We start from the raw sequence: 26,242 nt of genomic DNA, 5'->3' as shown, positions 1-26,242 counted from the left end.
ACTAGTTAAATAATGTCAACGCCGCATTTTTTAATGCCAACAAGTAATTTGAGGTTGTCATAGCCCCTGATTTAAACTTAAGCCCATTATTCCAAACAATAGCCACTGGATTATTTTCCAACTTCGTAGTAGTTATGCCTACATTTAATCCTGTCAAGGAGACACCAGTTCCTGTGGTAGAAAAATTTGTTGCAGCTAAACTAGTCGTATTCCACTTAGTTTCAACCGCCCAAGGAGTATCCACATTCACTTCCGTATCACTTTTTATTGTGATCTTACTAGGAGAGTAGATTGTCATTTCACCCATAACTGTATCTGCATAAGTACCCTGGATAGTCCTCGCGACATTCCCTTTAACATCGACAATCTGATTTTGCTGCACGGTTAGCTTATCAATGCCCTGAATATCAGTCACCACACCTTTTTTATAGGTCACCTTTGTTGCTGCGCTGATGGCGGCACCGGATGCTGAAGCGAGATAATCACTGGCAGGCACAGTTGTACCAGGTGCTGACATCACCGGACCAACTGTTTTTTTGATATCAAAAGGTACAGCAGGCACTGCACTCGGAGTTCCTTGTGCATCAATCACTTGTCCGAACACTACTTCAGGTGTCTCGTACATGATTTTGCTGACCGCATTGGTACTCACTGTAGCATCCGTTTTAATAATCACGTTGCCAGTATAACTGTTATCGGAATACCCTGTCACACACTTGGTTTCATTATCAACAATGGATTCATTACGCCCACTTGCGGTCACCGATATCGTCTGACCGTTATTGAACGTCTGAGTATCGTGCTGCATAACCGTCACATTGCGGGTATTCATATGCGAGTAGATGGTCTGCTGATGCACAACTTCATTATGAATCCCTTCAACAGAGACATTCATATTTCTTTCTGAGTGCAGGTCCACAGATTCACTGCCCAGCTTATCCTCAAAAAACAGATAGCTGGCGTTGTCTTTGGTGCCGTCTTTACTGCGCGTCATAAAGCCCATCTGCGTGGCGGCGGCGGGCAGCGCCCACGGCGGCATGCTGGATTCATTATAGACGCGGCCCGTCACCATCGGCCGGTCCGGGTCACCGTTGATAAAGTCGATCACCACCTCGTCATTAACGCGCGGGATCTGCACCCCGCCAAATCCCTGGCCCGCCCACGCGCTCGACACGCGCACCCAGCACGAGCTGGTGTCGTCGCCCTTCGCGTGACGGTCCCAGTGAAACTTCACCTTTACCCGGCCATATTTGTCGGTCCAGATTGATTCGCCCTGCGGCCCCACCACCTTCGCCGTCTGCGGACCGTGGGTGCGCGGCCACGCGGTGCGCTGCGCCGAGCGGAACTGCGTACTGGACGGGATCACCGTCAGCCACACCGTATGGTTGCTCTCGCCCCCGCCGGAGGCGTAGGTGTTCTCTTCAAAGTGGTACAGCGCGCTGAGGATCAGGTAGTCGTCGGCGTCGCTGGCGAACGGCGGGTTGCTCAGCGTGAAGGTGCAGCCCGGCACGATGCCGGTCGAGGTCGCCCTGGCGTCGATGCGCTGGTGCTCCGCCTGCCACTCCTCCTGGCGGATGCGCGCATAAAACTCGCCGTGGCTGTGCTCAACAAAGCGCCCCGGCCACTCGTAGTAGTCAATCTTGCCCGGCTGCGGCGACGACGGGTTCTGCCGCGCCTGGAACATCCACGCGTTCGGCTTGCGGAAGTCGTAGTCGTCCAGGCTGTAGATGCCCGGCGTGACCCGCTCGGCTATCGACCATGCGCCAATCCCCTCTTCATCCGTCGAGCCGCCGGAGGCGGTGGCGTGATAGGGGATCGCCTCATACCCGGCGAACGGCTGGTGCTGCTGCGGCGCGTCGAACATCACCAGCGTGTGCTGCTCCGCGTCGTGGCGGAAGAAGAAGTAGATCCCCTCCAGCTCCATCAGGCGCGAGATAAAGTCGTAGCTGCTCTCCTGGTACTGCACGCAGTACTCCCACGTGCGGTAGTCGCCCGCCAGCCTGTCCTCCACGTTGACCCCGTACTCGCCGAGCACGGTTTTAATGATGTCCGGCAGGCGCTGGTTCTGGAAGATGCGCTGGTTGCGGTCGCGCTTCAGCGGCCACAGGTCGGACTCCATCACCAGGGTATACACCGCGTAGCGCGTACCGTTCAGGTCGGCGCTGTGCACCTTCACCGAGGTGATTTTGCCGTTGAGGTAGCGCGGCGCGGCGGCCAGCGCGGTGGTGGGAATGGTCAGCGTGATCGGCTGGCCGAGCATCGCCCGGCGGTCAAGGCGCGCGTCGGTGCTGAGCAGCGTCACGGTCAGCTCAAAGCTGCGCGAGACCACTTCCATCCCCTCCAGCTTCCAGAACTGCAGGGTGCCGTCTCCGGCGGGGGTGGTGGCGGTAATACGATCAAACATTATCTTGCTCCCTGAATGCGGTGCCCGCACGCGGCGGGCGTTAGCGTCAGCTCTGCGGGTTCAGCAGCCACGCACCTTCCTGCTCAATAGTGATGCTCTGACTGCGGGTTTCACCGCGATTGGTGACGTCAAACTGATAGTTGCCAGGCGGCAGCTGCAGGGTGGCAAAGCCGTTTGGCGACGGCACCAGCGCTTCGGCTTTGCCGTTCACCTGCACTTTGTCGCCCGGCTGCAGCCGGATATAGACCTGGGCAATCGGCTCCGGCGGCGGCGGTGCGGCAGCAGGCGTCGCTGCCGCTTCTGGCGCCGCCGCGCCACTGTTAGCGGGCGCGGCATTGCTGGCGCTCTGCTGCGCGGGCGTCTCAGCCGGCGCCTGCGCGGCCACCGGGGCATCGTCGCCGCCGGATGAACCCATCAGCACCCCAACGCCGATCCCCACCAGCACCCCGGCGGCCACCAGGCCCGGCAGCATAAAGCGCTGCAGCCGGTTAACCGGGGCGGGCGCTTGCGCTTCTGGCTCAACCGGCACCAGCATGGTGCCCGGCCCGCTGACTTTCACTTCGTGGATCTCGTTGATGTCAGAGACCGGCAGCTCCATCAGTGCGGCAAAGGCATCGACGGTCTGCGGGCGGTCTTCCGGATGCAGCGCCAGCGCCTGGTCAATGGCGTTAAGCAGCGGCAGCGAGTAGCCCGCCGGGCGGCGTTCGGTCAGCGGCTGGTAGCTGTCTTCAATGCTGCGCACCACGCTGACGGTCGGCGGCGCGCCGACAATCAGAGTGTGCAGCACCGCGCCCAGCGCATAGATATCGGTCCAGGTGCCCTGCTCGCTCTCGTTGTCGTCGCTGTACTGCTCAATCGGCGCGAAGCCGGGCTTGAGCATGGTCTCGGTTTCATCGGACAGGTTGCCAATCGCCTTACGCGCCGAGCCAAAGTCAAGCAGCACCGGCACGCCGTTATCCTGGATCTGGATGTTATCCAGCGAGATATCGCGGTGCAGGTAGCCCTCCTGGTGGATAGCGTTAATCGCGCCAAACAGCGGCGGCAGCAGGCGGCGGATCCAGGCCTCGTCGATGATCTGCGGGCGCTGCTGATGCAGCTGCGACAGCGTGGTGCCGCTGTAAAACGCGGTACACATATAGGCGGTGTCGTTCTGCACCCAGAAGCGCAGCACGTGCAGCAGGTTCGGGTGGTTAAAACGCGCCAGCAGGCGCGCTTCCTGAATAAAGCTGTTCAGCCCGGCGTGAAAGGTTTTACTGAAGTGCTCGCTGCGCAGCACCAGCGTCAGGTCGCTGTTACGCGCCGCCAGCGAGGCGGGCATAAACTCTTTGATGGCGATGGTGCGCTCCAGCTGATGGTCGCGGGCGCGATAGACAATGCCAAAGCCGCCGCCGCCAATCACCTGCTCAATCTCAAACTCATTGAAGCGGTAGCCGACCGGCAGTGCGTTCGGCACCGTGCGGTTGTTATCATGTTCAGACATTATGGATAACTCTCATAGCGATACCCTAAATAATTCGAGTTGCAGGAAGGCGGCAAAAGAGCGAATCCCGATGAGCTTACTGGAGTAAGTGATTCGGGTGAGCGCATGCAGCCAACGCATCTGCAGCTTGAAGAATGACGGGTATCAGGCAAATTGACAGTGGAACTCACCTTCAAGCAGTGAGACATGCAGGCGGCGATACTGTTCGTCGCGCGCGCTGGCAGACAGCAGCATCTGGCTCATTTGCGGCAACAGGGTATTGGTGAGGATGGCGTCAACCATACGGCCACCGGACTCCACTTCAGTGCAGCGCTGCACAATCTGCGCAATCACGCTGTCGTCGACCACCGAGGCGATACCGTGGTTCTCCTCCAGGCGGCGCTGAATGCGCTGCAGCTGCAGGCGCACAATCTGCGCCAGCATCGCATCGCTCAGCGGGTAGTACGGCACCACCAGCAGGCGACCGAGCAGCGCAGGCGGGAACACCTCCAGCAGCGGCGGGCGCAGCGCCCCGGCCAGCACTTCCGGCTCCGGCATCAGCTCCGGGTCGGCACACATTGCGTCAATCAGCTGGGTGCCGACGTTGGAAGTGAGGATGATAATGGTGTTGCGGAAGTCGATATGCCGTCCTTCGCCATCCTCCATCCAGCCTTTATCAAACACCTGGAAGAAGATCTCGTGCACGTCCGGGTGCGCTTTTTCGATCTCGTCGAGCAGCACCACGCTGTAAGGACGGCGGCGCACCGCCTCGGTCAGCACACCGCCTTCGCCGTAGCCGACATAGCCGGGAGGCGCGCCCTTAAGGGTGGAGACGGTGTGCGCTTCCTGGAATTCGCTCATATTGATGGTGATGATGTTCTGCTCGCCGCCGTACAGCGTCTCTGCCAGCGCCAGCGCGGTCTCGGTTTTACCAACGCCGGACGGGCCGCACAGCATAAACACGCCGACCGGCTTGTTCGGGTCATCAAGCCGCGCGCGCGAGGTACGCACGCGGCGGGCGATCAGCTCCAGCCCGTGGCGCTGACCAATCACCCGCTGGTTGAGGGTATCGGCCAGCTTCAGCACCGCGTCGATCTCGTTTTTCACCATGCGTCCCAGCGGGATGCCGGTCCAGTCGGAAACCACCGCCGCCACCACGTTGGCATCCACTGCGGCAAACAGCAGCGGCGTTTCCCCCTGCAGCTCGCGCAGCGCCTGCTGCCGGGCGCTGAGCTGCTGGTGCAGCGCTTCAGGCTCTTCCACGCTTTCATCATGAAGCTGCGCCCGCAGGGCGATAATCGCATCGACCAGCGCCTGCTCCTGCTGCCAGCGCGCGCTCAGCTGGTCGCGCTGGGCGGCCAGCTCGCTCAGCTGCTGCTCCAGTGCCGCCACGCGCCCGCCTTCACCGATGCCGAGACGCGCTTCGCGCCCGGCGATATCGCGCTCGATCTCCAGCGCGTGAATGCGGTGCAGGCAGTCTTCCAGCTGCGGCGGCTGCGCGCTCTGGCTGACGGCCACGCGCGCGCAGGCGGTATCTAAAAGCGCCACGGCTTTATCCGGCAGCTGGCGCGCAGGGATGTAGCGGTGCGACAGCTTCACCGCCGCCGCCACCGCTTCATCGAGCAGCAGCACGCGGTGATGCTTCTCCAGCGGGCTGACGGTGCTGCGCAGCATCAGCAGCGCTTTCTCTTCGTCCGGCTCGTGGACCTGTACGGTCTGAAAGCGGCGGGTCAGCGCCGGGTCTTTCTCAATATACTTTTTGTACTCCGCCCAGGTGGTGGCGCCGATGGTGCGCAGCTGGCCGCGTGCCAGCGCCGGCTTCAGCAGGTTGGCGGCATCACCGGTGCCCTGCTGCCCGCCCGCACCGATCAGGGTGTGGATCTCGTCGATAAACAGCACGATCGGCGTCGGGCTCGACTGCACTTCGTTAATCAGCGCCTGCAGGCGCGCCTCAAACTCGCCTTTCATCCCTGCACCCGCCTGCAGCATGCCGATATCCAGCAGCCACAGCTGCACCTCCTGCAGCGGGGCCGGAACGTCGCCGGCGGCGATGCGCAGCGCCAGCCCTTCGACCACGGCGGTTTTGCCGACGCCCGCCTCGCCGGTCAGCAGCGGGTTGTTCTGGCGGCGGCGCATCAGGATATCGACCATCTGGCGGATCTCCTCGTCACGCCCGGCCACCGGGTCAATCTTGCCGTCGCGCGCGCGCGCCGTCAGGTCCTGCGCATACTGCGCCAGCGTGCCCTGCTGCTGCGGAACGCTACCCGCGTTACCCTGCGGTGCGGCGGCAACCTGCGCCGCCTCTTTGCTGCCGTCGAATACCGCGTCGAACTGCTCCAGCAGCACGTCCATGCTGATGCGGCTGAACTGAGGCGAGATGCCTTTCAGCAGATTGGCGAGGTTGAAGGTTTTCAGCATGCCGATCAGCAGATGGCCGCCGCGGATCTGCTGCACGCCAAACTTCAGCGAGCCGTAAACCCAGGCGCGCTCCACCGCGCTGTCGATATGTTCAGAGAGGTCAGAAACCGCGCTGGCCCCGCGCGGCAGCCGATCGAGCGCCGCCACGATATCGCGCGTCAGCGCCTCTTCATCCAGTGAAAAATAGCGGATCAGCTGCTGTAAATCGCCGTCCTGGTGCTGCATCAGCTGATGCAGCCAGTGAACCAGCTCCACATAGGGATTGCCGCGCAGTTTACAAAAGGCGGTGGCGCTTTCCAGAGAGGTAAATAACAGCGTATCCAGTTTGCCGAACAGTACGGCGCGGCTTATCTCTGACATGATTATTCTCAGTGGTTATAGATCTGATGGGATAGGATCCTGCCCTCAGGCAAGGGGTCAGCTGACGATCTCTTCCTGCACTTCCGGGCTATAGGTTAAGTCACTGCGCGGCTGCGGCGTTGCGGGCTGGCCGAGCCAGCTGCTGTAGCCCAGCCGCCCGCTGCCGCCGAGGGTGATGCCCTGCACGTCCGGCGCCGCCAGCGTCAGGCGCACGTCCCAGACGTATTCGATGCCGAGATACTGGCGCACCCAGTCGCGCAGCTGCACGGCCCAGGGTTCGCCGGGCAGCAGGCGGTTGTACTTCTCCAGCGGCAGCGGCCCCAGCTCGATACGAAACTTATGCTGCACATCGCGCACCGCCACGCCGAGGAATGCCGACTCGCCGAGGCGCGGTTTACGCCGTCCGGCCCCGAGGCTGGCGCGCTCCCGCGGGTCAATCGGCTGCCAGTGCGGCACGTTCTCCACCAGCTTTACCGGCACGCGAAAATAGTGGCGCAGGACCTTCTCCAGCCCTTCGCCGTCGCGCCCCTGGCGCGCCAGGTGCCCGGCAACGGCGAAGCGGGCGTGGTCGCTCAGGCTGCCTTTTTGCAGCTGGCCCGGCTGGCCCATGCCGATCAGGCTGGCGATGTACTGCTCAAAATGGCGCTGCCCGGCGCGATCCAGCGCCACGGTCGGCTGCGCATCGGCCCAGGCGCGGTAGAACAGCAGCGTCAGCCGGTGGTGAAACAGGTCGGCAAAGGCAGTGAAGCTGTGGTCCTGCTGGTGATAGATGCGCTCACGCGCGTACTCGGTCAGGTGAACCGGCAGCGGTCCGTTAGGGCCAAACAGCCCGAAGCTGTAGATCGACACCTCATGCAGCGGACTGCCGTCGCGCGGCGTAACGCTGGCAATGGTCGAGGGAGCAAACGCCAGCGAGGGCAGCTGGCCGATGCGCAGCGGTTCATGGCGCGGCAGCGGCGCACGCCCCAGCGGATAACGCTCCCCGCCCTGTGCATCGATGCGCCGCAGCAGCTGGAACAGATCGTAACGCCAGGGCGCGGCCTGCAGCGCGGGCCAGAAGTCGGCGGGCAGGCGCTTCAGGCGATGAATTTTTGCAGCCTGCGCGGTCATATCAGCGTCCTTTTACCCATGCGCGGCGCCCAGTAGCCGACCTCCCCACGCTGCTGGCTGTTGAGCGTCACTTCGGTGAAGGTGTTAATCGCTACCAGCCGTGAGAAAACCCGCTCCAGCACGCTGCCGAGCAGCCACGGGCTGGCGCCGGAAAACGCCTGTTCATCCACCTCCAGCTCAACGCTGATGCCGCGGGCGAACACAATCGGTCCCGGCTCCGGCACCCGGCGGAACACCGGCTTAAGCTGGCAGTGGCGAATGCCCTCAATCTGGCGCGCCACCGGGGCATCGGCCAGATTGGCATACAGCCCAAGCATCTGGCGCAGCGCGGCGGCTCCCTGGCCGTCATCGCCGTCCATCAGGCTGAGGTAGTTCATCTGCAAATGGCTGATCAGCCGCCAGGCGATTTTGCCCTCGGCCAGCGCAGCACGCGGCGGCGTTGGCCCTTTGCGCAGCGTCAGCTGGCGGATCGGCACCGAGTCCGGCATCACAAAGTTGCCCTGCTGCTGCTGCAGCAGCAGCGGCAGGTCGCGGCTGGTGCAGAGCACTTCCGCGCTGAGGTGGCGCAGATCTTCATGCCACGGCGCGTGCTGTTCATCCACCAGCGAGAGAAACACTTCCGAGCCGACATAGCCGGTGCGCGTGCCGTAGCGCTGCGCGTGTTCCGACAGCGTGCGCTGCTCGCGGCGCAGCGAAAAATAGGCGCCGTAGTTACCGCCGTCGTCGCTGAAGGTGCTCCAGAACGGGCGGAACAGCTGCTCCTCGCGCTGGTTATCACCGCTGGCATACAGCTTCTGCACCGAGAAGATCTCGTAATCGAGCGGGCGGATGTTATCCACCACCAGGTGATACTCATGCACGCTGTCATTCAGCTTCTGGCGCTCTGCCACCTTCGGGAACAGGTTGATCACCGGGGTGCAGTGCAGCGCCAGGTGGCTGCGATCAATCACCCGTTCCAGCGCCTCGCTGCTTTTATCCAGCAGCAGCACGATGTCAAACTCACGCTCCCCTTCCCCTGCGCCCTGCAACAGCGGGCGCAGCTGGCTGATGCTGATAAACTGGAAGCGCGCCGGGAAGGCAAAATACTCCTGCAGCAGGCGGTAGCCATCAAAGTTACGCAGGTCATCCGGCAGCAGCGCCTGTTCCGGCGCGAAGCCCTCCTGCTGCACCGCGCCATCATCCAGCAGCGTGCGGCGCGGGCTGGCCGTCACGCTCTGGCAGAAGCCGCCCACGTAGTGCTGCATCACCAGCTCTAGCAGCTGCTGCGCCTGCATATCCGGGCCGCTGAGGAAAAACATCAGGCTGTCGAAGTTAAGGTGCGCCAGCGTTACCGCTTCATCGCACTTCAGGCGGATGCGCAGCGCGCTCACCGCCCCCAGCTGGCTCAGCCCAAGCTGGCCGAGCGGGATATTGGCCGGGATGCCGCCCAGCTCGACCTGCTTTATTTCCAGCGGTTGCAGCATCACGTCGTGGGCAGTGGTGTAGCTGCAGGTCACGCCGCTCTGCTTGAGGATCTGGCTGTCCATCATGGTGCCGCGCGGCACGCAGAATCCGCCGCTGATATCGCCCTTGCGGCTGTCCGGGTGCAGCTCGGCGATGGCCATCGACGGCGTCGGCGCGAGATAGTTCGGCGCGATCATCTCCAGCATGCGCTGGGAAAAACGCGGGAACTCGGCATCCATCTTCAGCTGTACGCGCGAGGTGAGAAAGGCGAAACCCTCCATCAGCCGCTCAACGTAAGGGTCCGCCACTTCATCGCCGCGCATCCCCAGACGCCCGGCAACCTTGGGATAGCGCCCGGCAAACTCGGCCCCCATCTCACGCAGGTAGGCCAGTTCGCGGTTGTAGTAATCAAGCAGCTTGCTGTCCATGACAATGACCTTCTTTATTAACCGATATCTTTCAGCTCAAAGTGACCGTTTTCCAGATCCACATCGGTACGAAACAGGAATTCAAGCGGGTACGGCACGCACCACAGGCGGCCCTTAATCTCTATCGACAGCACGTTGTGCAGGTCGAGCGATCCGGTGTCGGAGACGCAGCGCACCTGCAGGCCGCCCGGCAGGATGCGCGGCTCGAAGTTGAGGATCGCCGCCGTCAGCTTGCGCTGAATATCCAGCCACTCAATGTCCGACATGCGCTGCCCGGCCAGCGGCGCGATACCGAAGTTGAGCGTGGAGCGTTTAACCTGCGGAAAGGGTTGCAGGTCCTGCTGGGCTTCGTTGTTGATGGTGTTAAACAGCCACTGCAGGTCGCGCAGTACGTTACGGCGCAGCGAGCTGTGCGAGATCAACGTGTGGTAAGCCGCCTCCTGCTGCTTATCGGGCGCGTTATCGGTCAGGCGGTCGAGCAGCGAGGCCTGCATTTTGTCGCGCGCGCTTAAGCTCTCCTGCTGGCGGCGCTGGCGGTAGCCGCCGTGCAGCAGGTCGTGCCCGTCTCCGCTTTGCTGGCTCATGGTGCAGGCTCCGCTGCGGCGAAGGTCAGCGTCTCCAGGTTCAGCAGCGGAAAGTCATCCTGCGCGCTGAGCCAGCTTTTTTGGCCGTGGCCGCTGAATTGCTGCTCATCAGCAGGTAAAGGCTGCCATTCGGTCAGCGATCCCAGCCGGTAACGGTCGTCGGCGTCCTGCGCCAGCGGGTAGCGCGCCGGGATCTGGCACACCTGTTCGCTGCCGTCGATCAGCCGCACCAGCGTATGGCGCCACACCAGGTCGGTGACGCTGGCCGGGGGCTGAAAACGCAGCTCGCTGATGGCGCCGAACGGCAGCCAGCTGTACTCACCGTTAACCATCAGCTCGCACAGCGGCCCTAAGCGGCTGTCGCCATCCATCAGCCAGTCAAAAGCGTGCGGCTGCGCTTCCCCCTGGCGCATCAGCTGGCCGGGATTCAGCGCGGCGGCGTCAAAGGCGGCGGCACGTAGCGCCTGGGCCTGCGCATGGTCGCCACAACGATCGGCCGTCAGCGCCTGTAACAGCTGCTCTGCCCAGCTCCAGCCGTCGCCCGGCATACGCGGTGTGGCCTTGCCGCTAAACACCAGGGCACGCTTTAACTCACCGCCGATCGCCTGCTCCAGCAGGTTGACCGTCGGCTGCGCCTGCGGCTTCAGCGCCCGCCAGCTTTTCAGCTGGGTCAGCGCCCGGCTCCAGTTCCCCACCAGGCACAGCAGCTGGACGAAGCTGGCGCGCAGGTCGGCATCGGCGGGCTTCTGTTTGATCTGGCCTTCCACCTGGGCCAGCGCTTCATTCAGCGACTGTCCGGCCACGAGCTGTTGTAATGAGTGCATGGTCTTTCCTTAATGAAGCGTGCTGAATGCCCCGGCGGCCGGGTCCTGCAGCTGCGGGTGCAGCGCATCCACCAGTTTGATGGTCAGGTCGGTGCTGTTACTCAGGTACGGTGACCACAGGTTACGTATCTCATTCAGGCGCTTTTGCAGCAGGGTTTTATCCGCCGCGTCCTGCGCGCTGATCTGTACCACCAGCTCGCCGCTGGCCTGGAAACCGTTCAGCTCCGGCGCGTAAGGCAGGACCATCCAGCTGCCGGGCTGTTTCTCATCGCTCAGCACCATGCGCTGGTTGTTGACCGTCAGTATCTGCAGCGCGTGGGCTGGCGCTCTGTTATTCAGGCCAGCCACCGGGAAGCCCTGCAGGAAGCTCATGCGCTGGCTTTTGCTGGCGCCGTGCCCGACGAGGGTGATCTGCCCCGATCCGCTCAGCCAGCCATCAGCACCGCAGCTGACGCCGCCTTTGGCCGGAACGAACAGTGCGCTGGTCTGGCTGCTGCCGCGCCACCAGGTGCGGAAGTGGCAGCCGTCCATCAGGCTGAACTGCATCCACGGCGTGGTATCGGCGGGTGGGGAGAGATCTTCTGCCGCTGGGGCCGTGCGCGCCACTTCGGCCGGCGGTGTCGCCGCAGCCACGGCAGCTGCTGCGGGCGCCTCCGGCGTCACCACGGGAACCCACTCCTGCGCTTTGCTGGCGCTGCCCTGCGCCAGTTTGGCTCCGGCGCTATCGTTCATCTGCCAGTGGATCTGGCTGAGCGAAGCGCACTGGCTCTGTAACAGGCTGGCGACGCGCGGCAGGAAATCATCCAGCAGCGCCGGATCTTTCTTGCCGTTGGCGACGATGCGCAGCGGCAGTTCGCGCGCGCACCAGCTTTGCGGACTGTTGCTTTTAACGTTGTCGATCCAGATATCCAGCTTGAGCGAGCGGGACTGCACAATCTGATAGTCCTGCGCCCAGGCGCTGGACGCGAGCAGGAGTGAGAGAGCACCTGACAGCCAATATTTCATAACATCCATTTCCTGTTTCAATCACGCAGCGGAATAAACTGCGCCGCTTCCGACAGCGAGTGCAGCAGCGTTGTGTCCTGCGGCTCCCCGACCCAGACGGCCACGGCGCTGTAGTTATCCTGGCTGCCCTCCGACTGTTGTTCGTTTTTCTTAATCATCTGCTGCATCAGCGTCAGCCACTCGTCCGGCGTGTTGACCATATGCAGTGACTGCTGCATATGGTGCTGGGAAACGCCGTGCCAGAAGCCGTCAGTACACAGCAGAAACGCGTCGCCATCTTCAATCGGCACCACGTCGCTGTAGCTGGCATCGCGATCTTCATCGCCCATGCCGAGGGCAAAATAGAGCAGGTTGCCGTTGATCCCTTCGGTCTGATGCCCGGCATCCTTCATCTGCTGCACCAGGCTGTGATCGGTGGTGACGTGGTAGAGATAACCGCGGCGGAACAGATACAGGCGGCTGTCCCCGGCGTGCGCCCAGTAAGCCAGCTCGTAGTCGCGGTCGATAAACAGGCTGACCAGCGTGGTGCCCATGCGGTGATAGTCCGGTTCGCTTTTCTGCTGCTGGCGGATAGCGCCGTTGGCACCGTTGACGTACTCGCGGATCAGCTGGGCATTCAGATGCTGCTGCCCGTCAAAGCGCTGCATAATGGTGTTACGCGCCACGCTGGCGGCGATATCGCCCCCCGGCAGGCCCGCAACGCCATCGCACACCACAAAGCAGGCCGAGCGCTCACCGACGATCTCGCCGATCTGATCCTGATTGCTGGCGCGTTCACCCTGGTTCGACATTGAGGCAATGGTGATATTCATCATTCTTCCGATCTGATCTGAGAGTCTTTGTACTGGTTCACTTCCATGTCGTAGGCGTGGAGGAAGGCTTCGCCAAACAGCGTGTGGAAGTCGTCTTCTATCTCACCGGCGGTTTCGCCATAGCGTTTGGTGAAGTGATCCCACAGCGCGGCCTTACGGCTGCTGGGCAGTGACAGGCGCGAGGTGGCTCCCTCTGCCCGCGCTTCTTCTTCCAGCTGCTGCGGGTTGAACGACTGCAGCATGGAGGCGATCAGCGCGCGGATCCCGGCGATCATTCCCAGCTGGTGCGCCTGCAGATCCACCAGCGCATCGCGCACCGACTGCTTCGGCGGCATAAAACCGGGCATGCGGCTGCCAAACATCTGCATCAGCACCGACTTACCGGAAGGCAGCAGCTTGAACGGGTTGTTGGCCTCGTCGAGGATCACCGTCATCTCCGCTTTCACCCCGCGCTTAAGGATCGAACGCGACGACAGCAGCGCCACGGTGCCCTGCGAAAACATGCTCAGCATCTGCCCCAGCTCCTGGATGGAGTCGTGGTCAAAACGCGGCGTCGGCTGCAGGTCCTGCAAACCCATGCCGCCGATCAGCGCGTTGAGCAGCTCGCCATCCAGCGTTTCACCGCCCGCTGCGGCGCTGCTCTGCTGGCTGCTGTTGGCGACCGGGTCAATGCGCAGGCGGCCTTTTGGCACCGGGGCGTTCTGGCGCACCATCGCCTGCGGGGTCGGCAGCGTAATGCCGCTGTAGTCCGGCGGCGGCGGTGCGGGTGCGGCATCGACAGGCTCATCAAACAGCGGCGAGCTGGCAAACCCGGCGTTGTCAGGCTGCTGGCTGGCGTCAGCGCCAAACAGCGAGAAGTCGCTGTCGAGCGGCGGCAGCGGGTCGTCGGCTGGCGCGCTTTGCGCGTCGTGCGCTTCGGGCTGGGCGGCGGCTTCAGGCTGCACGTGCGGCGGCGGCGGCGGCGTAATTATCGGCGCGCTCTGCTGGCCAGGCTCCTCATCCAGCGGCGCCAGCGGCACGGCGCTACCTATCATCAGGCCCAGCGGGTCGTCGCTGTTAACCTGCGCCGGGCTGCTGCCGGCGCCAAACAGTGCCAGCGGGTCCTGCTCATCCTGCGGCTTGCTGTCCGGCAGCGGGCTTTTAGCACCGGGCTGCTGGAACAGCGTGCTCGGGGTGCTGTCATCGAAGATGCTTTCCTGCTTGAACAGCGGGTCAGGCTCGAACAGGCTCTCCGGCGTCTGCTGGCGGCGATCGAAGTTGAGCGGCTCGCTGCCCTGCCCCAGCTGCGCCAGCGGGTCGGCCGGGTTACGCTCTGCGGCAGCGGGCGCGGTGAGCGGGTTGGCATAGCTCTCTGCACTTTTATTCTGCCGGCGGCTGGAGAGGTTGTCAGAGATGGAGAACTCCTGCGCCAGGCTGTCCCAGATCTCGCTGGGAATGGCGGCAGTCTGCGCGGCCTGTTTTGCCAGCGGGGCAGCGGCAGCTGCACTTTGCGGGCGCGCAGCCGTCGGGGCCACCGTCGGCTGCACCAGCGGGCGTGCTACCTCGCCCAGCTCGCTGACCTGCAGGCGATAGTCATCAATGCCCAGCACATCGCCATCCTGCAGCTCCACCTGACGGCCGCGCTCCAGCGGGATATCGTTGAGCAGCACGCGCGTCACGTTGCCACGGTTGGTGATACGGCACTCACCGTCGGCGCTGATGTGCACAATCGCCTGCAGCCGCGAGATGGTGCGATCGTCGTCCGGCAGCACCAGGTTATTGTCAACGCCACGGCCAATCGTGCCGCCGGGTGGCAAGAAATCGCAGCTGCTCTGCGGCGGCTGATGACCCTGTTTGGTGGTTATAATCGTAAATCGCATAAGATGTTCCTGCTCAGGTGTATTCGGCATCTGCACTGCGCCCGTCTCGGCAGGGAAACTAAAACGGGCGAAATTCAGGTAGCGGTGGGCGCGGGGAAATCAGTTTTTGAGAATGTTATCTAGCTGCTTAATGCTTTTCATGCGGGTTACATTCGGCTGTAGTTAGCTGACGAACATTTTTCAGCGGAAGTAGCGGCATTAATAACGCCGTACTTAATCAATAATAAAAAAAATTTTCTTTCCTGTCTGACAGCTTAATTACCTGTTATCGCCGCTGAAGCGAACGATCAGGCTTTTCCTATAAGGTTTAATAACCAGCAGGCTTTGCCGCTATGAATAACGCAGGAACGATAATCGTGAGAGTGTCTTTCAGAAGTTTTTTTATTGCCGGGCAGCCATAAATCGCATTATGGCTGCCCGGATTGGATTGATTAGTAAGGCATCTCACCAAACTGGGCGATGCGCTGTTTATTCATTCTGATGATACAGTTGTTAGCTGCGGTTTTGTTTGCAGAGCTGCCCTCTTCGGCGACCAAGGACTCCATTTTGCATTGATTCTCTCTAAATTTTACCCATGCGCGCTGTCCATCCAGTAAAGCCAGCTGCAGGGGCTTTTCATAGCTTGCGTCATTACTGTATGCAGCGGTGATTTTTTTCTTTGCTTCGCCATACGCTTTATTAAGCGCTGCCTCTGACTCGTCTTTATTCTTCTGGACACAATCATAAACACCACCCGTTGAATCCATCTTAGAACAATCCTGCTCCGCTAGCGCCGCAAAGCTGGAAAATGATAATGACAACAGGGCGACAGATAATAACTTCTTATTCATAAACAATCCTTTCAGCGATTTCTTTTCAAAAAACCTACGCGATTTCGTCCACCCTCATACTGCGATAATTCAGGTGTGGTTTCAATGTAGTTAATGAGTGTATCGATATCATTAGACATACATTTCTTCATGGTATTTTCACTTTTGAAGCCCTGATAAACGAAATCCACGGTCAGGGCTCGCACGGCGGGCTTGAGGTTTTCCCAAGTCGGTCTTTGCGGGATATTCGCCGTACGTAAATCATAAAAATGGTGGGCCGTCTCAACATAACGTGGATAGATCAGTTCGAAAAGGCGGACTTGCATTTGATGAGTGATAGTTCCAATTGCGGCACGATTGTCCCTGACAAATGCTTTAGCAGCGGCCCCGCTCTTGCCATGCGACTTCGCTATCTGCTGAGCCTGAGCCAGTGGCACGCCCGCCTGCGTCAGGTCGCTGATAATGCTCGACTCTGAACGCATCTTCATGTCATAGCCTCGCCCAATAGTGACTCCGGAATCATCGCTTGGACAGTGAATATGGCGGCTGAAGTTGTTTCGGCTGGGGTTATCGCCCCCCTCCGCATCGAATGTCACCTGCCCGGCACTGACGGTCAGCGTCCCTGAGGTGGCGGGCGTGTTAGCCGGTGGCGTTGAGCGCGCAGGCGGTGCGACACGCCCCGGTGCGTTACCCCGAATCAGATAACTGTAACTTTTACCATTTGCATCAATCACCCCATCCGGCCGGGCCATAAAACGCGACTGAAAGTCTTTAATCGCTTGAATGGTTTTCGGGCCAATGCGGCCATCATCTCGGATCTGCGGGAAGCCATTGCGCTGAAGCAGCTGCTGAACTTGTTTAACGTCGCCGAAATGGTTTTTACCACCCTGGCCGACTGAAGCCATAATAGCCATTTACTCTCCTCACGTTACTGTTTCAATTGCGGGGGGAATCCCTGTAAATCGGCTGGTATCCTGGCAGCCTGAGGCATCATGGATTATCCAGCACGTATCAAACACATGGCTCACCGACTAGATGCCTTTCATCTCTCTGATTATTCTTAGTCTTTACCTGTTATCACGGCATACAGAGGTTAAGTCACAATAACGAGCCGTCTTCTAAATCATCTTAGTCACTGAGCATTTGTCTGATTTATGGTCAACTGAAATACTAAACAGCCGGCGCTGGACCTGGTGGCCGCCATGTTTTTCCAAAACGTCGACCCGATCCTGCCCCGGTTGTTCACTCTACCCGATTAAATACTCGATGCGTTTCCGTGAAACTTTTCGGAGATGCCCACCCATAGCGAGTGGGCAGTAGCATTACGCTTCTTTGTTTTCTTTGATATTCCAGCCAGCGCTGCTCTCAGCGCCTTTACCACCGGAAGTGCTCTGCTCCCAGTACTGCTGTTTCACTTTCGCCGCCTGGAAGGCATAGGTCACACCCAGCGTGTCATCATGCTCTGAACCAACAAACTGAACGCTGGTCACCAACACGTCTTCCAGCGTAATGCGGGTATATTCAACCTGAGTACCACCAGCTTTGCAGACAGACACTTCTACTTTTGCTACGTGCTTACCGCTGGCGCAGTTCTTCAGCAGTGCTGTAACGGCTTTATCAATTTTTGCATTGATGTGCAGGTCATTAAAGTTCACTTTACCGGCACCGCCACCGCCACCCACAGACATGTTGCCCGGCTGAGAAGCACCCCAGGAGAATGAATCAATATCGATCCAGCCAGTGTGGTTAGAATCTTTTGATTCGCCAGTCACACCGTCAACCTTCATATACATATCAATAGCCATAGTTATCTACTCTCATTAGTTAAAGTTTTTGCTTTTACCCTGCTTCCTTCAGGAAACCTTTGGGTCTAGATAAAGCACTGATATGGCAAACAGGAAAGCAATGAAGCTGAATAAAACAGTCCATATTTTACCTCTGCCTTATTTCTGAATATCGCTACAGGGATATTTCAGAGAGTTAGCCATTAATGACAACGAAGTGATTAATGGCTAAATACTTGCGGGGATTAATTACGCGTCGTTCGACTTCAGCGATGGCAGTTTGGATACCAGGCGCAGCGACACGGTCAGGCCTTCCAGCTGGTAGTGCGGGCGCAGGAAGAACTTCGCGGCGTAGTAGCCCGGGTTGTCTTCAATCTCTTCCACCTGCACTTCGGCGGAGGCCAGCGGCTTACGCGATTTGGTCTCCTGCGAGGAGTTAGCCGGGTCGCCGTCGACGTAGTTCATCACCCAGTCGTTCAGCCAGCGCTCCATCTCGTCACGCTCGCGGAAGGAGCCGATCTTGTCGCGCACGATGCACTTCAGGTAGTGCGCAAAGCGGCAGCAGGCGAACAGGTACGGCAGGCGCGCGGCCAGACGGGCATTGGCTGTGGCATCGGGATCGTGGTACTCCGCCGGTTTCTGCAGGGACTGTGCGCCAATAAAGGCAGCAAAGTCGGAGTTCTTGCGGTGCACCAGTGGCATAAAGCCGTTCTTCGCCAGCTCGGCTTCGCGACGGTCGCTGATGGCGATCTCGGTCGGGCACTTCATGTCCACGCCGCCGTCGTCGCTCGGGAAAGTGTGGCACGGCAGGTTTTCCACTGCGCCGCCGGACTCCACGCCGCGAATCGACGTACACCAGCCGAAGTCCTTGAACGAACGGTTGATGTTGGCCGCCATCGCGTAAGCGGCGTTGGTCCAGGTGTAGTTGCCGTGATTCGCGCCGTCGGTCTCTTCCTCAAAGTCGAAGCTGTCCACCGGGTTGGTACGGATGCCGTAAGGCAGGCGCGACAGGAAGCGCGGCATCACCAGGCCGAGGTAGCGCGCATCTTCCGACTCGCGCAGGCTGCGCCACGCGGCGTACTCGGTGTTCTGGAAGATCTTGGTCAGGTCGCGCGGGTTTGCCAGCTCCTGCCAGGACTCCATCTGCATCACCCCCGGCGCGGTACCGGTGATAAACGGGCAGTGGGCGGCCGCGCCAATGCGGGCCATCTCGCTCAGCAGCTCAACATCCTGCGGGCCGTGGTCGAAGTAGTAGTCGCCGACCAGGCAGCCAAACGGCTCGCCGCCGAACTGGCCATACTCTTCTTCGTAGACTTTCTTGAAGATCGGGCTCTGGTCCCAGCCCACGCCTTTATAGCGCTTGAGGGTGCGGCCCAGCTCCTGCTTGGAGATGCTCATAAAGCGGATTTTCAGCATCTCGTCGGTTTCGGTGTTGTTCACCAGGTAGCTCAGACCGCGCCACGCCCCTTCCAGCTTCTGGAAATCGTCGTGGTGGATAATCTGGTTCACCTGCTTTGACAGCTTCTCGTCGATCTCGGCGATCAGTGCCTGAATGGTGCGATAAGCATCGTTGGAGACGGTAACGGTGTTCTCCAGCGCCTGCTGCGCCAGAGTTTTGACCGCGCTCTCGACGGCATTACGCGCCTGATCGCTTTTCGGGCGGAACTCTTTGTTCAGCAGCGCGCTGAACTCGTCCTGGCTCCAGGCCTGCTGCTCCTGCGCCAGCGACTGCTGGGATGGGTTGCTCATCAGTTACTCCTCTTTAGCGCTGCTGTCCGCTGCGGCATCGTCTGATTTCGGCAGGTGGCTGAGGGATTGCAGCAGCGTGGGATCCTGCAGGATTTTGGCGATCAGCTCTTCCGCACCGTTTTTGCCGTCCATATAGGTCAGCAGGTTAGAGAGCTGGGTGCGCGCTTCCAGCATCTGGTTGAGCGGCTCGACCTTGCGCGCCACCGCGTCCGGCGAGAAGTCTTCCATGCTGTTGAAGGTCAGGTCGATGTTCAGACGCCCTTCCCCGGTCAGGGTGTTATCAGCCTGGAACGCCACGCGCGGTTTCAGCGACTTCATGCGCTCGTCGAAGTTATCGATATCGATCTCAAGGAACTTGCGCTCGTCCACGCCCGGCTGAGCGTCGACGGGTTTACCGACCAGGTCGGCCATCACGCCCATGATAAAAGGCAGTTCGATTTTGCGTTCTGCGCCGTAGATCTCCACGTCGTACTCGATCTGTACGCGGGGCGCGCGATTACGGGCAATGAATTTCTGCCCACTGGATTTACTGACTGGCATGGTGTTCTCCATTGGATGTGCGCGTACAAAAATATTGCGCCGCAAGCGTTAGCTATCGCGACGCCCGAAAAGAGTTTCCAGCTGATGCACGCCGTCCGGCGCGAGGTCGCGGATGATCTCCATAAAGTCCAGCTCGACCATACGCTGCACCCGCTCGATCATCAGCGGCGCCGGGTGGCTGGGTTCGTGCCGGACAAAATAGTGTTTCACCTTCTCCAGCATCAGCTGCGCATCGGCGCGTGAGCTGAGCTGCACCGTGCGCCAGTCGGCGGACTGCGGCGCGCTCTGAGGCGTTGGCTCAGCGGCGCTGCTGCTGGCAGGCGGTGGGATCAGGCTGCTGAGATCGGTGCTCTGACAGGCGGCGGCCACCGTGTTGACGGTTTTTAGCAGCTGCTCCATCTCCGGCAGGCCGCCGTTGCCCAGCTGCTCGGTGACGGTTTCACGAATGGTCAGCAGGCGTTCGGCTATCAGCACCACCGCTTCAGGGCCGGGACCGCCGCGCGCCAGCTCATCCTGCAGGCGGGTCAAACCGCCGGGATAGCCGGGGCAGTCGGTCTTGCTGCCGTCGAGCAGCGAACAGGCATCGCGCAGGCTGATCTCGTCGGACGCATGGCGTATCAGCGCGGCCTGGCGCAGGGCGGTGCTGAGCGCCGATTTATCACTTAGCGCCGCCAGCGCGTTAACGCGGTAGAACGGGTCGTGCTGCCCGTCCTCTTCCAGCAGCGGCCAGAGCGGCTCCCAGTAGAGCAGCAGCGCCTGCTGCACCAGCAGCAGGCCGTTGGCATAGCCGCGCAGCCCTTTCAGCTGGGTCCAGGCGCGGGTCAGCGCCAGCATCACGCGCAGATCTTTACTGCGCTCCAGCAGGCTGAGGGCCAGCTGCTCGACTTTGTTCCAGTCGGCGGGTTCCGCCGGGATGATGGTGTCGCCAAACTGCTGCTCGGCTTTACCGGCGCAGGCCTGCTCCATCGCCATATAGTCGGCGTCATATTCGAGGTTTTCGCCGCAGGGCTGCTCGCTGCTGACAGGGGTAAGAAGCGCATCGATATTCATCGGATTTCCTATTCAAACATCGGCGGATAAAGGCCGTTCCGACCGGGTTTGGCACCCGCCGCCGGGTCGAACAGCATCGAAAACAGCTGGCTGGTGAAGTTGCCGCTGTGCAGATGGGTGTAGAGCGGGTAACCGTCGGTGCGGTTGGTCCACCAGAAGCTGGTGTACTGCTGCGGGCTGAAGCAGTCCGCCACCTGTGACCAGCCGAGGGTGTTCTCTTCCGCCGGCTGACCAATCACCGCCAGAATGCCGGAGGTGTCTAAGTGTTCGGGCTGCGGCGGTGCCGGAATGGTCAGCAATACCTGGTCAAGCTGTTCGGCGGAGTAGCCGTTGCGCACCGCGTGCAGCAGCGTGCGCCCGAGCTGCTGATACCACTCCCCCGCCAGCGCCAGCTGCTGCGCCGACCACTGCGCCGGATTGAAGCTCAGTAGCGCGCACAGCGGGTAGCGGCGCCCCACGCTGTCTTTACCCGGCAGCAGGCAGCCCATCTGCACCTGCTGGCTGCCCAGCATCGGCGGCACCACGAAGTTCCATACCGGGGCATTGGCAAACTGACGGCGGCTCTCTGAGGGCTGCTCTTCACCGTTCTGCCAGTTAAGCAGGCCAACCTGGAACCAGTGGCTCCACTGGTTAAACAGCACATCGGGAAAGCGGCGCTTGAGAAAATCTCCGGCGCTGGGCAATTTGCCGTACCAGCTAATCGCGGGCGTCTGGCTCATTCTCTTCTCCTCACGGCTACGGGCATGAGAACCCGGGAAGCTGGAACGGATTGCGGATACTGTTTGGGGTGAACTCCAGCGTCACACGGTGACCATCGACGTTAAAGGTGGCCTGGCGGCTCAGGCTGCTGCTACCTGCGCTCTGCTGGGCGCGGTCAAAGAAGCGGTTCAGCGCCCAGGAGCCGTTGGTCACCAGCGTCGAGGTGGTGCCGTTGGCCAGCCCGAGCTGCATACGCACCTGGTTGGTGCCGCCGCTGCCCGGCCAGCTCATCAGCTGTACCGCCTGCGGGCCGTGGCTGTAACGCAGCAGCTGACCGTCAACGTCCAGCGTCAGGGTGAGGATGTCGTTATCCATCCGCACCGTGCGCACCGTCACGCGGAATGACGGCGTGGTAGAGCCGTTGGCAAAGAAGGCGTCGCGAATACTCTGCGCCTGCTGGAACGGGCGCAGAATACTCTCGCCGCCCGGCAGGGTTTTGCCATCAATGCCTGGCGTAAAGCGCCACGCCGACTGGGTGGTATCCACCTTGTTGGCCAGGTTGTCGCGGAAGAAACTGTCCATCAGGCCGCTGCCCGGAGCGAACATGCGCGCCAGATCGTCCGGGGTGACTTCACTGCGCCCGGAACGCACCAGCGGATAACGCCCGGCTATCGCCTGGCGGCAAAAGCCGCCGACTTCGACGTTGATACGTTTACGCACGTTGTCGAGGTCACGGCGCTGGGTGTCGCTGCTGGCGCCGACCGCCATACTGGTAAACATGTTTTGCAGCGAGCCGGGCAGCCTGCCCGCACTGGCCTGCAGGTGGCCGATCGCCTCACCCGCCGGCGGTGGCATGCCGCTGTTGGCGGCGTCCTGCACCGCCGTCAGGTAGCGATACAGGTCGTCAATCTGCTTAAGGAAGTCGTCGAAGGCGATGGTTTTACCCCCCTCTTCCAGCGGATCGGCCAGCTCAATAATCGGCGCGAAGTGGTTAGCCACTGCCTGCTCCGGCGTCTGCTGTACCGCCGCGCCGGGGCTGTTCTGGCGCGAGCGGAACAGCGCCTGCAGGGTCCGCGTGGCGCTGTTATCGCTGACGCTGTCGGCGGGCTTAGCGGCTTTGTCATCGCCCTGCGGCACTTTTTCCAGCACCAGATAGTGGCTGAGGTTAATCACCAGCTTGCGCAGCGGCGAGCTGCTGCTGGAGAGCAGCCGCGCGCTGTTGATGCGCTGCGCCAGGTCGGCGCTGCCGTTGAGCTGGATATCCTGCAGCAGCCCGTCCCACTGGCGAATATAGTCGCTGATATAGAGCTGGCGCACCGCCGCATCGGTCTGCTGCTGCGTCTCGCCCTGTACCTGACCGCCGAGCACCCACTGGTCATCGTCATGCAGCGCTTTGGTCACCGCAGCGATGTTTTTGTCGAAGCTGTTCCAGTAACCGTCCGGGGTGTATAGCCCCGGGATGGTGTCAGCAATCGAGCGCCCGCTCTTGCGCGAAAACACCAGTTCGCTCTGCGGCCCGCCGAGCGAAGCCAGCGACACCGCCCGTAAGCTGTCATCACGTTCCAGCAGGCGCTTCAGGCGTCCGTAGACGCGCTGCGACAGCGGCATCTGATTAATCAGCGCCTGCTCGCGCTTTACCAGCGCATCATCCCGGGCATACGGCGAGGCCTGAATCTGGTTCTCCAGCAGCTGGCTGAGATGCCACTCCAGCTGCTTCACCTGCGCCTGAGTGACGTTTTGCGGCAGAGTGCGCTGGATATTCAGCATCAGCCAGGCGTGCAGGAATTTGCCGTCGTAGTGTTTCGGCTGATACAGCATCTGATAGGCTTTCAGCGCTTCATAGCTGTAGTCGGCATCGCTGCCGTTGTCGTTGCGCAGCCAGGTGGTAATCAGCTGCGCCACCTGCGGCATCAGCATCTGCTGCAGCGCTTTCTGGTACAGCGCCTGGGTGGCATCGCTGACTTCCGCGCCGCGATACAGCCCCATGCGGCGGGTCAGCGGCGGTGAGTTAAGGTCAAACTCGTCGCTCTCCGGCAGGTGCAGCACGCTATTAAGGAACGGCAGCAGCGCAAAGAGATCGCGCGGGTCGCTGCCCTGCAGCGCCGTGCTCTGGCGCGCCACTTCCGGCACCCGCGCCTGGACTTGCTGCAGGTAGCTTTTGTTGTTGCCGTAGCTGGTGAACCACAGCAGCGAGGCCACCACCAGCACGGCGGCCAGAGCGAGATAGCCGGACCCCAGCAGCGCGCGGTTGCGCAGCTCCCACCAGCGGTTGCTGCCCGCCAGACCGGCTTCAGCAAACACCACTTTTTGCAGCATATCCTTCAGGAAGAAGCTCTGACCTTTGTTGCCGGGGATCGGCGCCTCTTTACTGACCTGCTGCCAGCTGCCCTGTACGCCGCTGTCATCCTGCGGCAGCTGCATGGCGCGGTTCAGTTCGCCCATCACGCGGTCAAACGGCAGCCCCTCTTGAGTGCCGCTGGCGAAATAGATACCGCGCGGCGAGAACTGGGTTTCAAAGTTGGAGCGGGCAAACACGGTGTCGAGGTAGTCGGCCAGCAGCGGGCGCAGCGCGGCGAACTCCTGCGGGAAGAGGAAACTTTCCGCGCGCGCTTTGGCATCGCTCTCCTGCAGTAGCGTGTCCGGCAGCCCGGCGTCCAGCCGCTGCTGCAGCAGGGCGAACTCCTGAGTGAAGGCCGCCATCAGATCGAAATCGGCCAGCCGCGCTTTATCCCACGGGAAGGTGAAGCCCCAGATCTGCTCGCGCTGCGCCTTATCGAATTTGGCGAAGTAAGCGCGGAAGCCCTTAAGCAGGTCCGCTTTGGTCACCAGCACATACACCGGGAAGCGAATGCCAAGCTGTTCGTGCAGCTCCATCAGGCGCTGGCGCAGCGCCACCGCCTGCTGCTGCGACGCCTCCGCCGACTGGGTCAGCAGGTCGGAGATGCTGACGGTGACGATCACGCCGTTGATCGGCTGGCGGCCGCGATATTTGCGCAGCAGGCCGATAAAGCCCTGCCACTCGCTGGCGTCCTGCTGCTGCTGACTCTCCTGGGTGGTGTAGCGCCCGGCAGTATCCAGCAGCACCGCTTCGTTGGTGAACCACCAGTCGCAGTTGCGCGTGCCGCCAATGCCGCGCAGCGCGGACTTACCAAAGCGGTCGGCCAGCGGGAACTGCAGGCCGGAGTTAACCAGCGCGGTGGTTTTACCCGCCCCGGGCGCGCCGATAATCACGTACCACGGCAGCTGGTAAAGATACTGACGGCTGAAGCGCTGCGCCCAGAACGGCGAGCGGCCGCTGGCGTGAGAGAAGTGCGCTTTTTTCAGCAGCTCGGAGGCTTCGTTAAAACGCTCCGCCAGCACCCGATCTTCGCTGGTCAGACGCGGGCTCTCCCCATCTGGCGACTCCCCCGGCGTGGTTTTCAGGCTGCCCATCAGCTTTCGGTTCAGCCAGCTGTTATAGAGGCGCGGCACCACGTTGCCCAGAGCCCACACCAGGTAGAGCAGCCCAATACTGATCTGGCGGTTGACTTCCGGCTCCAGCGGGCGTGAATCGACAATCGAAAACACCGGGCCAATCACCCAGATAATAAACGACAGCGCGGTGATACCAACAAAGCCCCACAGCAGGCGGTTGGTTAAGACGGCAAACAGAATATTCAGCATCAGTGAGTTCCTTGCACCTGGCCGTTAAGCTGGGCCTGGGTATTTCCCGGTGCCACCAGCAGGGTGATCTCGACCCGGCGATTGCGCGCGCGGTTAGCGGCGCTGTTGTTCGGCGCGATGGGGTTGCTCTCCCCACGCCCTTCCGCTTTGACGCGCTGCGGCTGGGAGAGATGCTGCTGCAGCTGTTCGGTGACCGACTGCGCGCGCGCCAGCGACAGTTCATAGTTCGAGGCAAAACGGGCGCTGCGGATTGGCACATTGTCGCTGTAGCCCACCACCAGGATGCGCCCGCTGACGTTGTTCATCGCCGCCGCGATGCGGTTGAGCACGCTGGCGTAGCCGTCGCTTACCGAGGTGGCGGCCGAGCTGAACAGGCCATCACCTTTTAGCGTCACCACGCTGCGGTCGGCTTCATCACGCACCGACACCAGTCCCTGTTCGATCTCCGGGCGCAGGAAGGTTTTCAGGTCCAGCGCGGCAGGCGGTGCTGGCGCCGGATCGTGGATAGTGACTTCCGGCAGCGCGGTCTGATAAACCGAGGCCAGCACCGGGCTGGTGTAATCCCCAAGACGCCAGTTGAGCAGGATGTAGAGCAGGCAGGCGAGGAAACCCACCACGGCGGTGCAGGCCCAGAGCGGCACCACCGGGCGCCAAAGCTTGCGCGTCACCGGGTGATCTTCCGGGTGGACCGACAGCGGCGGCGCATAGCTGCCGCGCACTGAGCGGATCATCTGCAGCAGGCGCTGCTTGATGGTTTCCAGCTGCGAGCGGCCGTTATCCATCACCCGGTAACGTCCTTCGAAGCCCATCTGCAGGCAGAAGTTAATCAGCTCCAGCAGCGCAATCTGTTCACGCGGCGTCTGCGACAGGCGTGCCAGCAGCTGGAAGAATTTCTCCCCGCCCCAGGTTTCATTGTGAAACGTCACCAGCAGGCCGCTGCCCGGCCAGACGCCGCGCCCGCCCCACGGAGTGAGCGCGGCGGCTTCATCCAGCGCGGTGCACAGGCAGTAACGGGCGCCGATAATCGCTTCATACGGCAGCCCGGCGCGCTGGCAGCTCATCTCAAACTGGCGGATCTCATCGATCAGGCGCTGGCGTAAGCCGGCGGGATCGGGGTGGGAAACCGAGTGGCGGATTTGCGGGATAGCATTCAGCAGCGGATTGGCCGCCGCCACCAGCGGGTTATGGCTGTTGGCCCCGGAAACCCAGGCTTGCGCATCGGCGTGTCGTTCCTGTTTCATG

Annotated in this window: 19 protein-coding genes; all 19 read right to left on the bottom strand. The window is 61.2% G+C overall.

Annotation, left to right across the window (positions count from 1 at the left end):
- Position 1: 1 nt before the first annotated feature.
- Complete coding sequence (locus ACLI4M_RS13120; protein WP_133624667.1) at positions 2–2,404, bottom strand: type VI secretion system Vgr family protein; 2,403 nt, start codon at positions 2,402–2,404, stop codon at positions 2–4.
- Between the two features lie 46 nt (positions 2,405–2,450).
- On the bottom strand, positions 2,451–3,884 hold the full coding sequence (locus tag ACLI4M_RS13115) for a serine/threonine protein kinase (protein ID WP_133624669.1): 1,434 nt from the start codon (positions 3,882–3,884) through the stop codon (positions 2,451–2,453).
- A 144-nt stretch (positions 3,885–4,028) separates the two neighbouring features.
- Complete coding sequence (tssH, locus tag ACLI4M_RS13110; protein ID WP_133624671.1) at positions 4,029–6,641, bottom strand: type VI secretion system ATPase TssH; 2,613 nt, start codon at positions 6,639–6,641, stop codon at positions 4,029–4,031.
- 57 nt (positions 6,642–6,698) lie between these two features.
- A complete protein-coding gene (gene tssG / locus ACLI4M_RS13105) occupies positions 6,699–7,751 on the bottom strand; it encodes a type VI secretion system baseplate subunit TssG (protein WP_133624673.1) in 1,053 nt (350 codons plus the stop codon).
- Positions 7,748–9,622, bottom strand: a complete 1,875-nt coding sequence (tssF, locus tag ACLI4M_RS13100; protein WP_133624676.1) for a type VI secretion system baseplate subunit TssF — start codon at positions 9,620–9,622, stop codon at positions 7,748–7,750. Before tssF ends, tssG begins: the two co-directional genes overlap by 4 nt.
- Before the next feature lie 17 nt (positions 9,623–9,639).
- Positions 9,640–10,206 carry a type VI secretion system baseplate subunit TssE gene (tssE, locus tag ACLI4M_RS13095; RefSeq protein ID WP_133624678.1) on the bottom strand — a complete coding sequence of 189 codons (567 nt, stop codon included), beginning with the start codon at positions 10,204–10,206 and terminating at the stop codon, positions 9,640–9,642.
- Positions 10,203–11,030 carry a type VI secretion system accessory protein TagJ gene (locus tag ACLI4M_RS13090; RefSeq protein ID WP_133624680.1) on the bottom strand — a complete coding sequence of 276 codons (828 nt, stop codon included), beginning with the start codon at positions 11,028–11,030 and terminating at the stop codon, positions 10,203–10,205. Before ACLI4M_RS13090 ends, tssE begins: the two co-directional genes overlap by 4 nt.
- 9 nt (positions 11,031–11,039) lie before the next feature.
- On the bottom strand, positions 11,040–12,035 hold the full coding sequence (locus ACLI4M_RS13085) for a hypothetical protein (RefSeq protein ID WP_133624682.1): 996 nt from the start codon (positions 12,033–12,035) through the stop codon (positions 11,040–11,042).
- Positions 12,036–12,052: 17 nt separating this feature from the next.
- Positions 12,053–12,847: a PP2C family protein-serine/threonine phosphatase gene (locus ACLI4M_RS13080; RefSeq protein WP_133625125.1), complete on the bottom strand. Its 795-nt coding sequence runs from the start codon at positions 12,845–12,847 to the stop codon at positions 12,053–12,055.
- Positions 12,847–14,706: a type VI secretion system-associated FHA domain protein TagH gene (tagH, locus tag ACLI4M_RS13075; protein WP_133624684.1), complete on the bottom strand. Its 1,860-nt coding sequence runs from the start codon at positions 14,704–14,706 to the stop codon at positions 12,847–12,849. Before tagH ends, ACLI4M_RS13080 begins: the two co-directional genes overlap by 1 nt.
- 431 nt (positions 14,707–15,137) lie before the next feature.
- Entirely contained in the window at positions 15,138–15,536 is a 399-nt protein-coding gene (locus tag ACLI4M_RS13070; RefSeq protein WP_133624687.1) for a lysozyme inhibitor LprI family protein, read from the bottom strand.
- A gap of 11 nt (positions 15,537–15,547) precedes the next feature.
- On the bottom strand, positions 15,548–16,429 hold the full coding sequence (locus tag ACLI4M_RS13065; RefSeq protein ID WP_048914726.1) for a peptidoglycan-binding protein: 882 nt from the start codon (positions 16,427–16,429) through the stop codon (positions 15,548–15,550).
- A gap of 408 nt (positions 16,430–16,837) precedes the next feature.
- Positions 16,838–17,320: an Hcp family type VI secretion system effector gene (locus tag ACLI4M_RS13060; RefSeq protein ID WP_048914725.1), complete on the bottom strand. Its 483-nt coding sequence runs from the start codon at positions 17,318–17,320 to the stop codon at positions 16,838–16,840.
- 228 nt (positions 17,321–17,548) lie between these two features.
- Positions 17,549–19,048, bottom strand: coding sequence for a type VI secretion system contractile sheath large subunit (tssC, locus tag ACLI4M_RS13055; RefSeq protein WP_048914724.1), 1,500 nt, complete (start codon positions 19,046–19,048; stop codon positions 17,549–17,551).
- A gap of 3 nt (positions 19,049–19,051) precedes the next feature.
- Positions 19,052–19,588 (bottom strand): type VI secretion system contractile sheath small subunit, encoded by a 537-nt coding sequence (gene tssB, locus ACLI4M_RS13050; protein WP_048914723.1) that lies wholly within the window; start codon positions 19,586–19,588, stop codon positions 19,052–19,054.
- A gap of 48 nt (positions 19,589–19,636) precedes the next feature.
- Positions 19,637–20,638, bottom strand: a complete 1,002-nt coding sequence (gene tssA / locus ACLI4M_RS13045) for a type VI secretion system protein TssA (protein WP_048914722.1) — start codon at positions 20,636–20,638, stop codon at positions 19,637–19,639.
- 8 nt (positions 20,639–20,646) lie between these two features.
- On the bottom strand, positions 20,647–21,357 hold the full coding sequence (gene tagF, locus ACLI4M_RS13040) for a type VI secretion system-associated protein TagF (protein WP_133624689.1): 711 nt from the start codon (positions 21,355–21,357) through the stop codon (positions 20,647–20,649).
- A gap of 16 nt (positions 21,358–21,373) precedes the next feature.
- On the bottom strand, positions 21,374–25,000 hold the full coding sequence (tssM, locus tag ACLI4M_RS13035) for a type VI secretion system membrane subunit TssM (RefSeq protein WP_133624691.1): 3,627 nt from the start codon (positions 24,998–25,000) through the stop codon (positions 21,374–21,376).
- A complete protein-coding gene (locus ACLI4M_RS13030) occupies positions 25,000–26,241 on the bottom strand; it encodes a DotU family type VI secretion system protein (RefSeq protein WP_133624693.1) in 1,242 nt (413 codons plus the stop codon). The genes tssM and ACLI4M_RS13030 overlap by 1 nt, the downstream gene beginning before the upstream one ends.
- Position 26,242 lies beyond the last annotated feature (1 nt).

The sequence above is a fragment of the Erwinia sp. LJJL01 genome, from assembly GCF_047300805.2.
GTDB classification, from domain to species: domain Bacteria; phylum Pseudomonadota; class Gammaproteobacteria; order Enterobacterales; family Enterobacteriaceae; genus Erwinia; species Erwinia aphidicola.
This window is presented reverse-complemented; position numbering and strand designations above follow the sequence as displayed.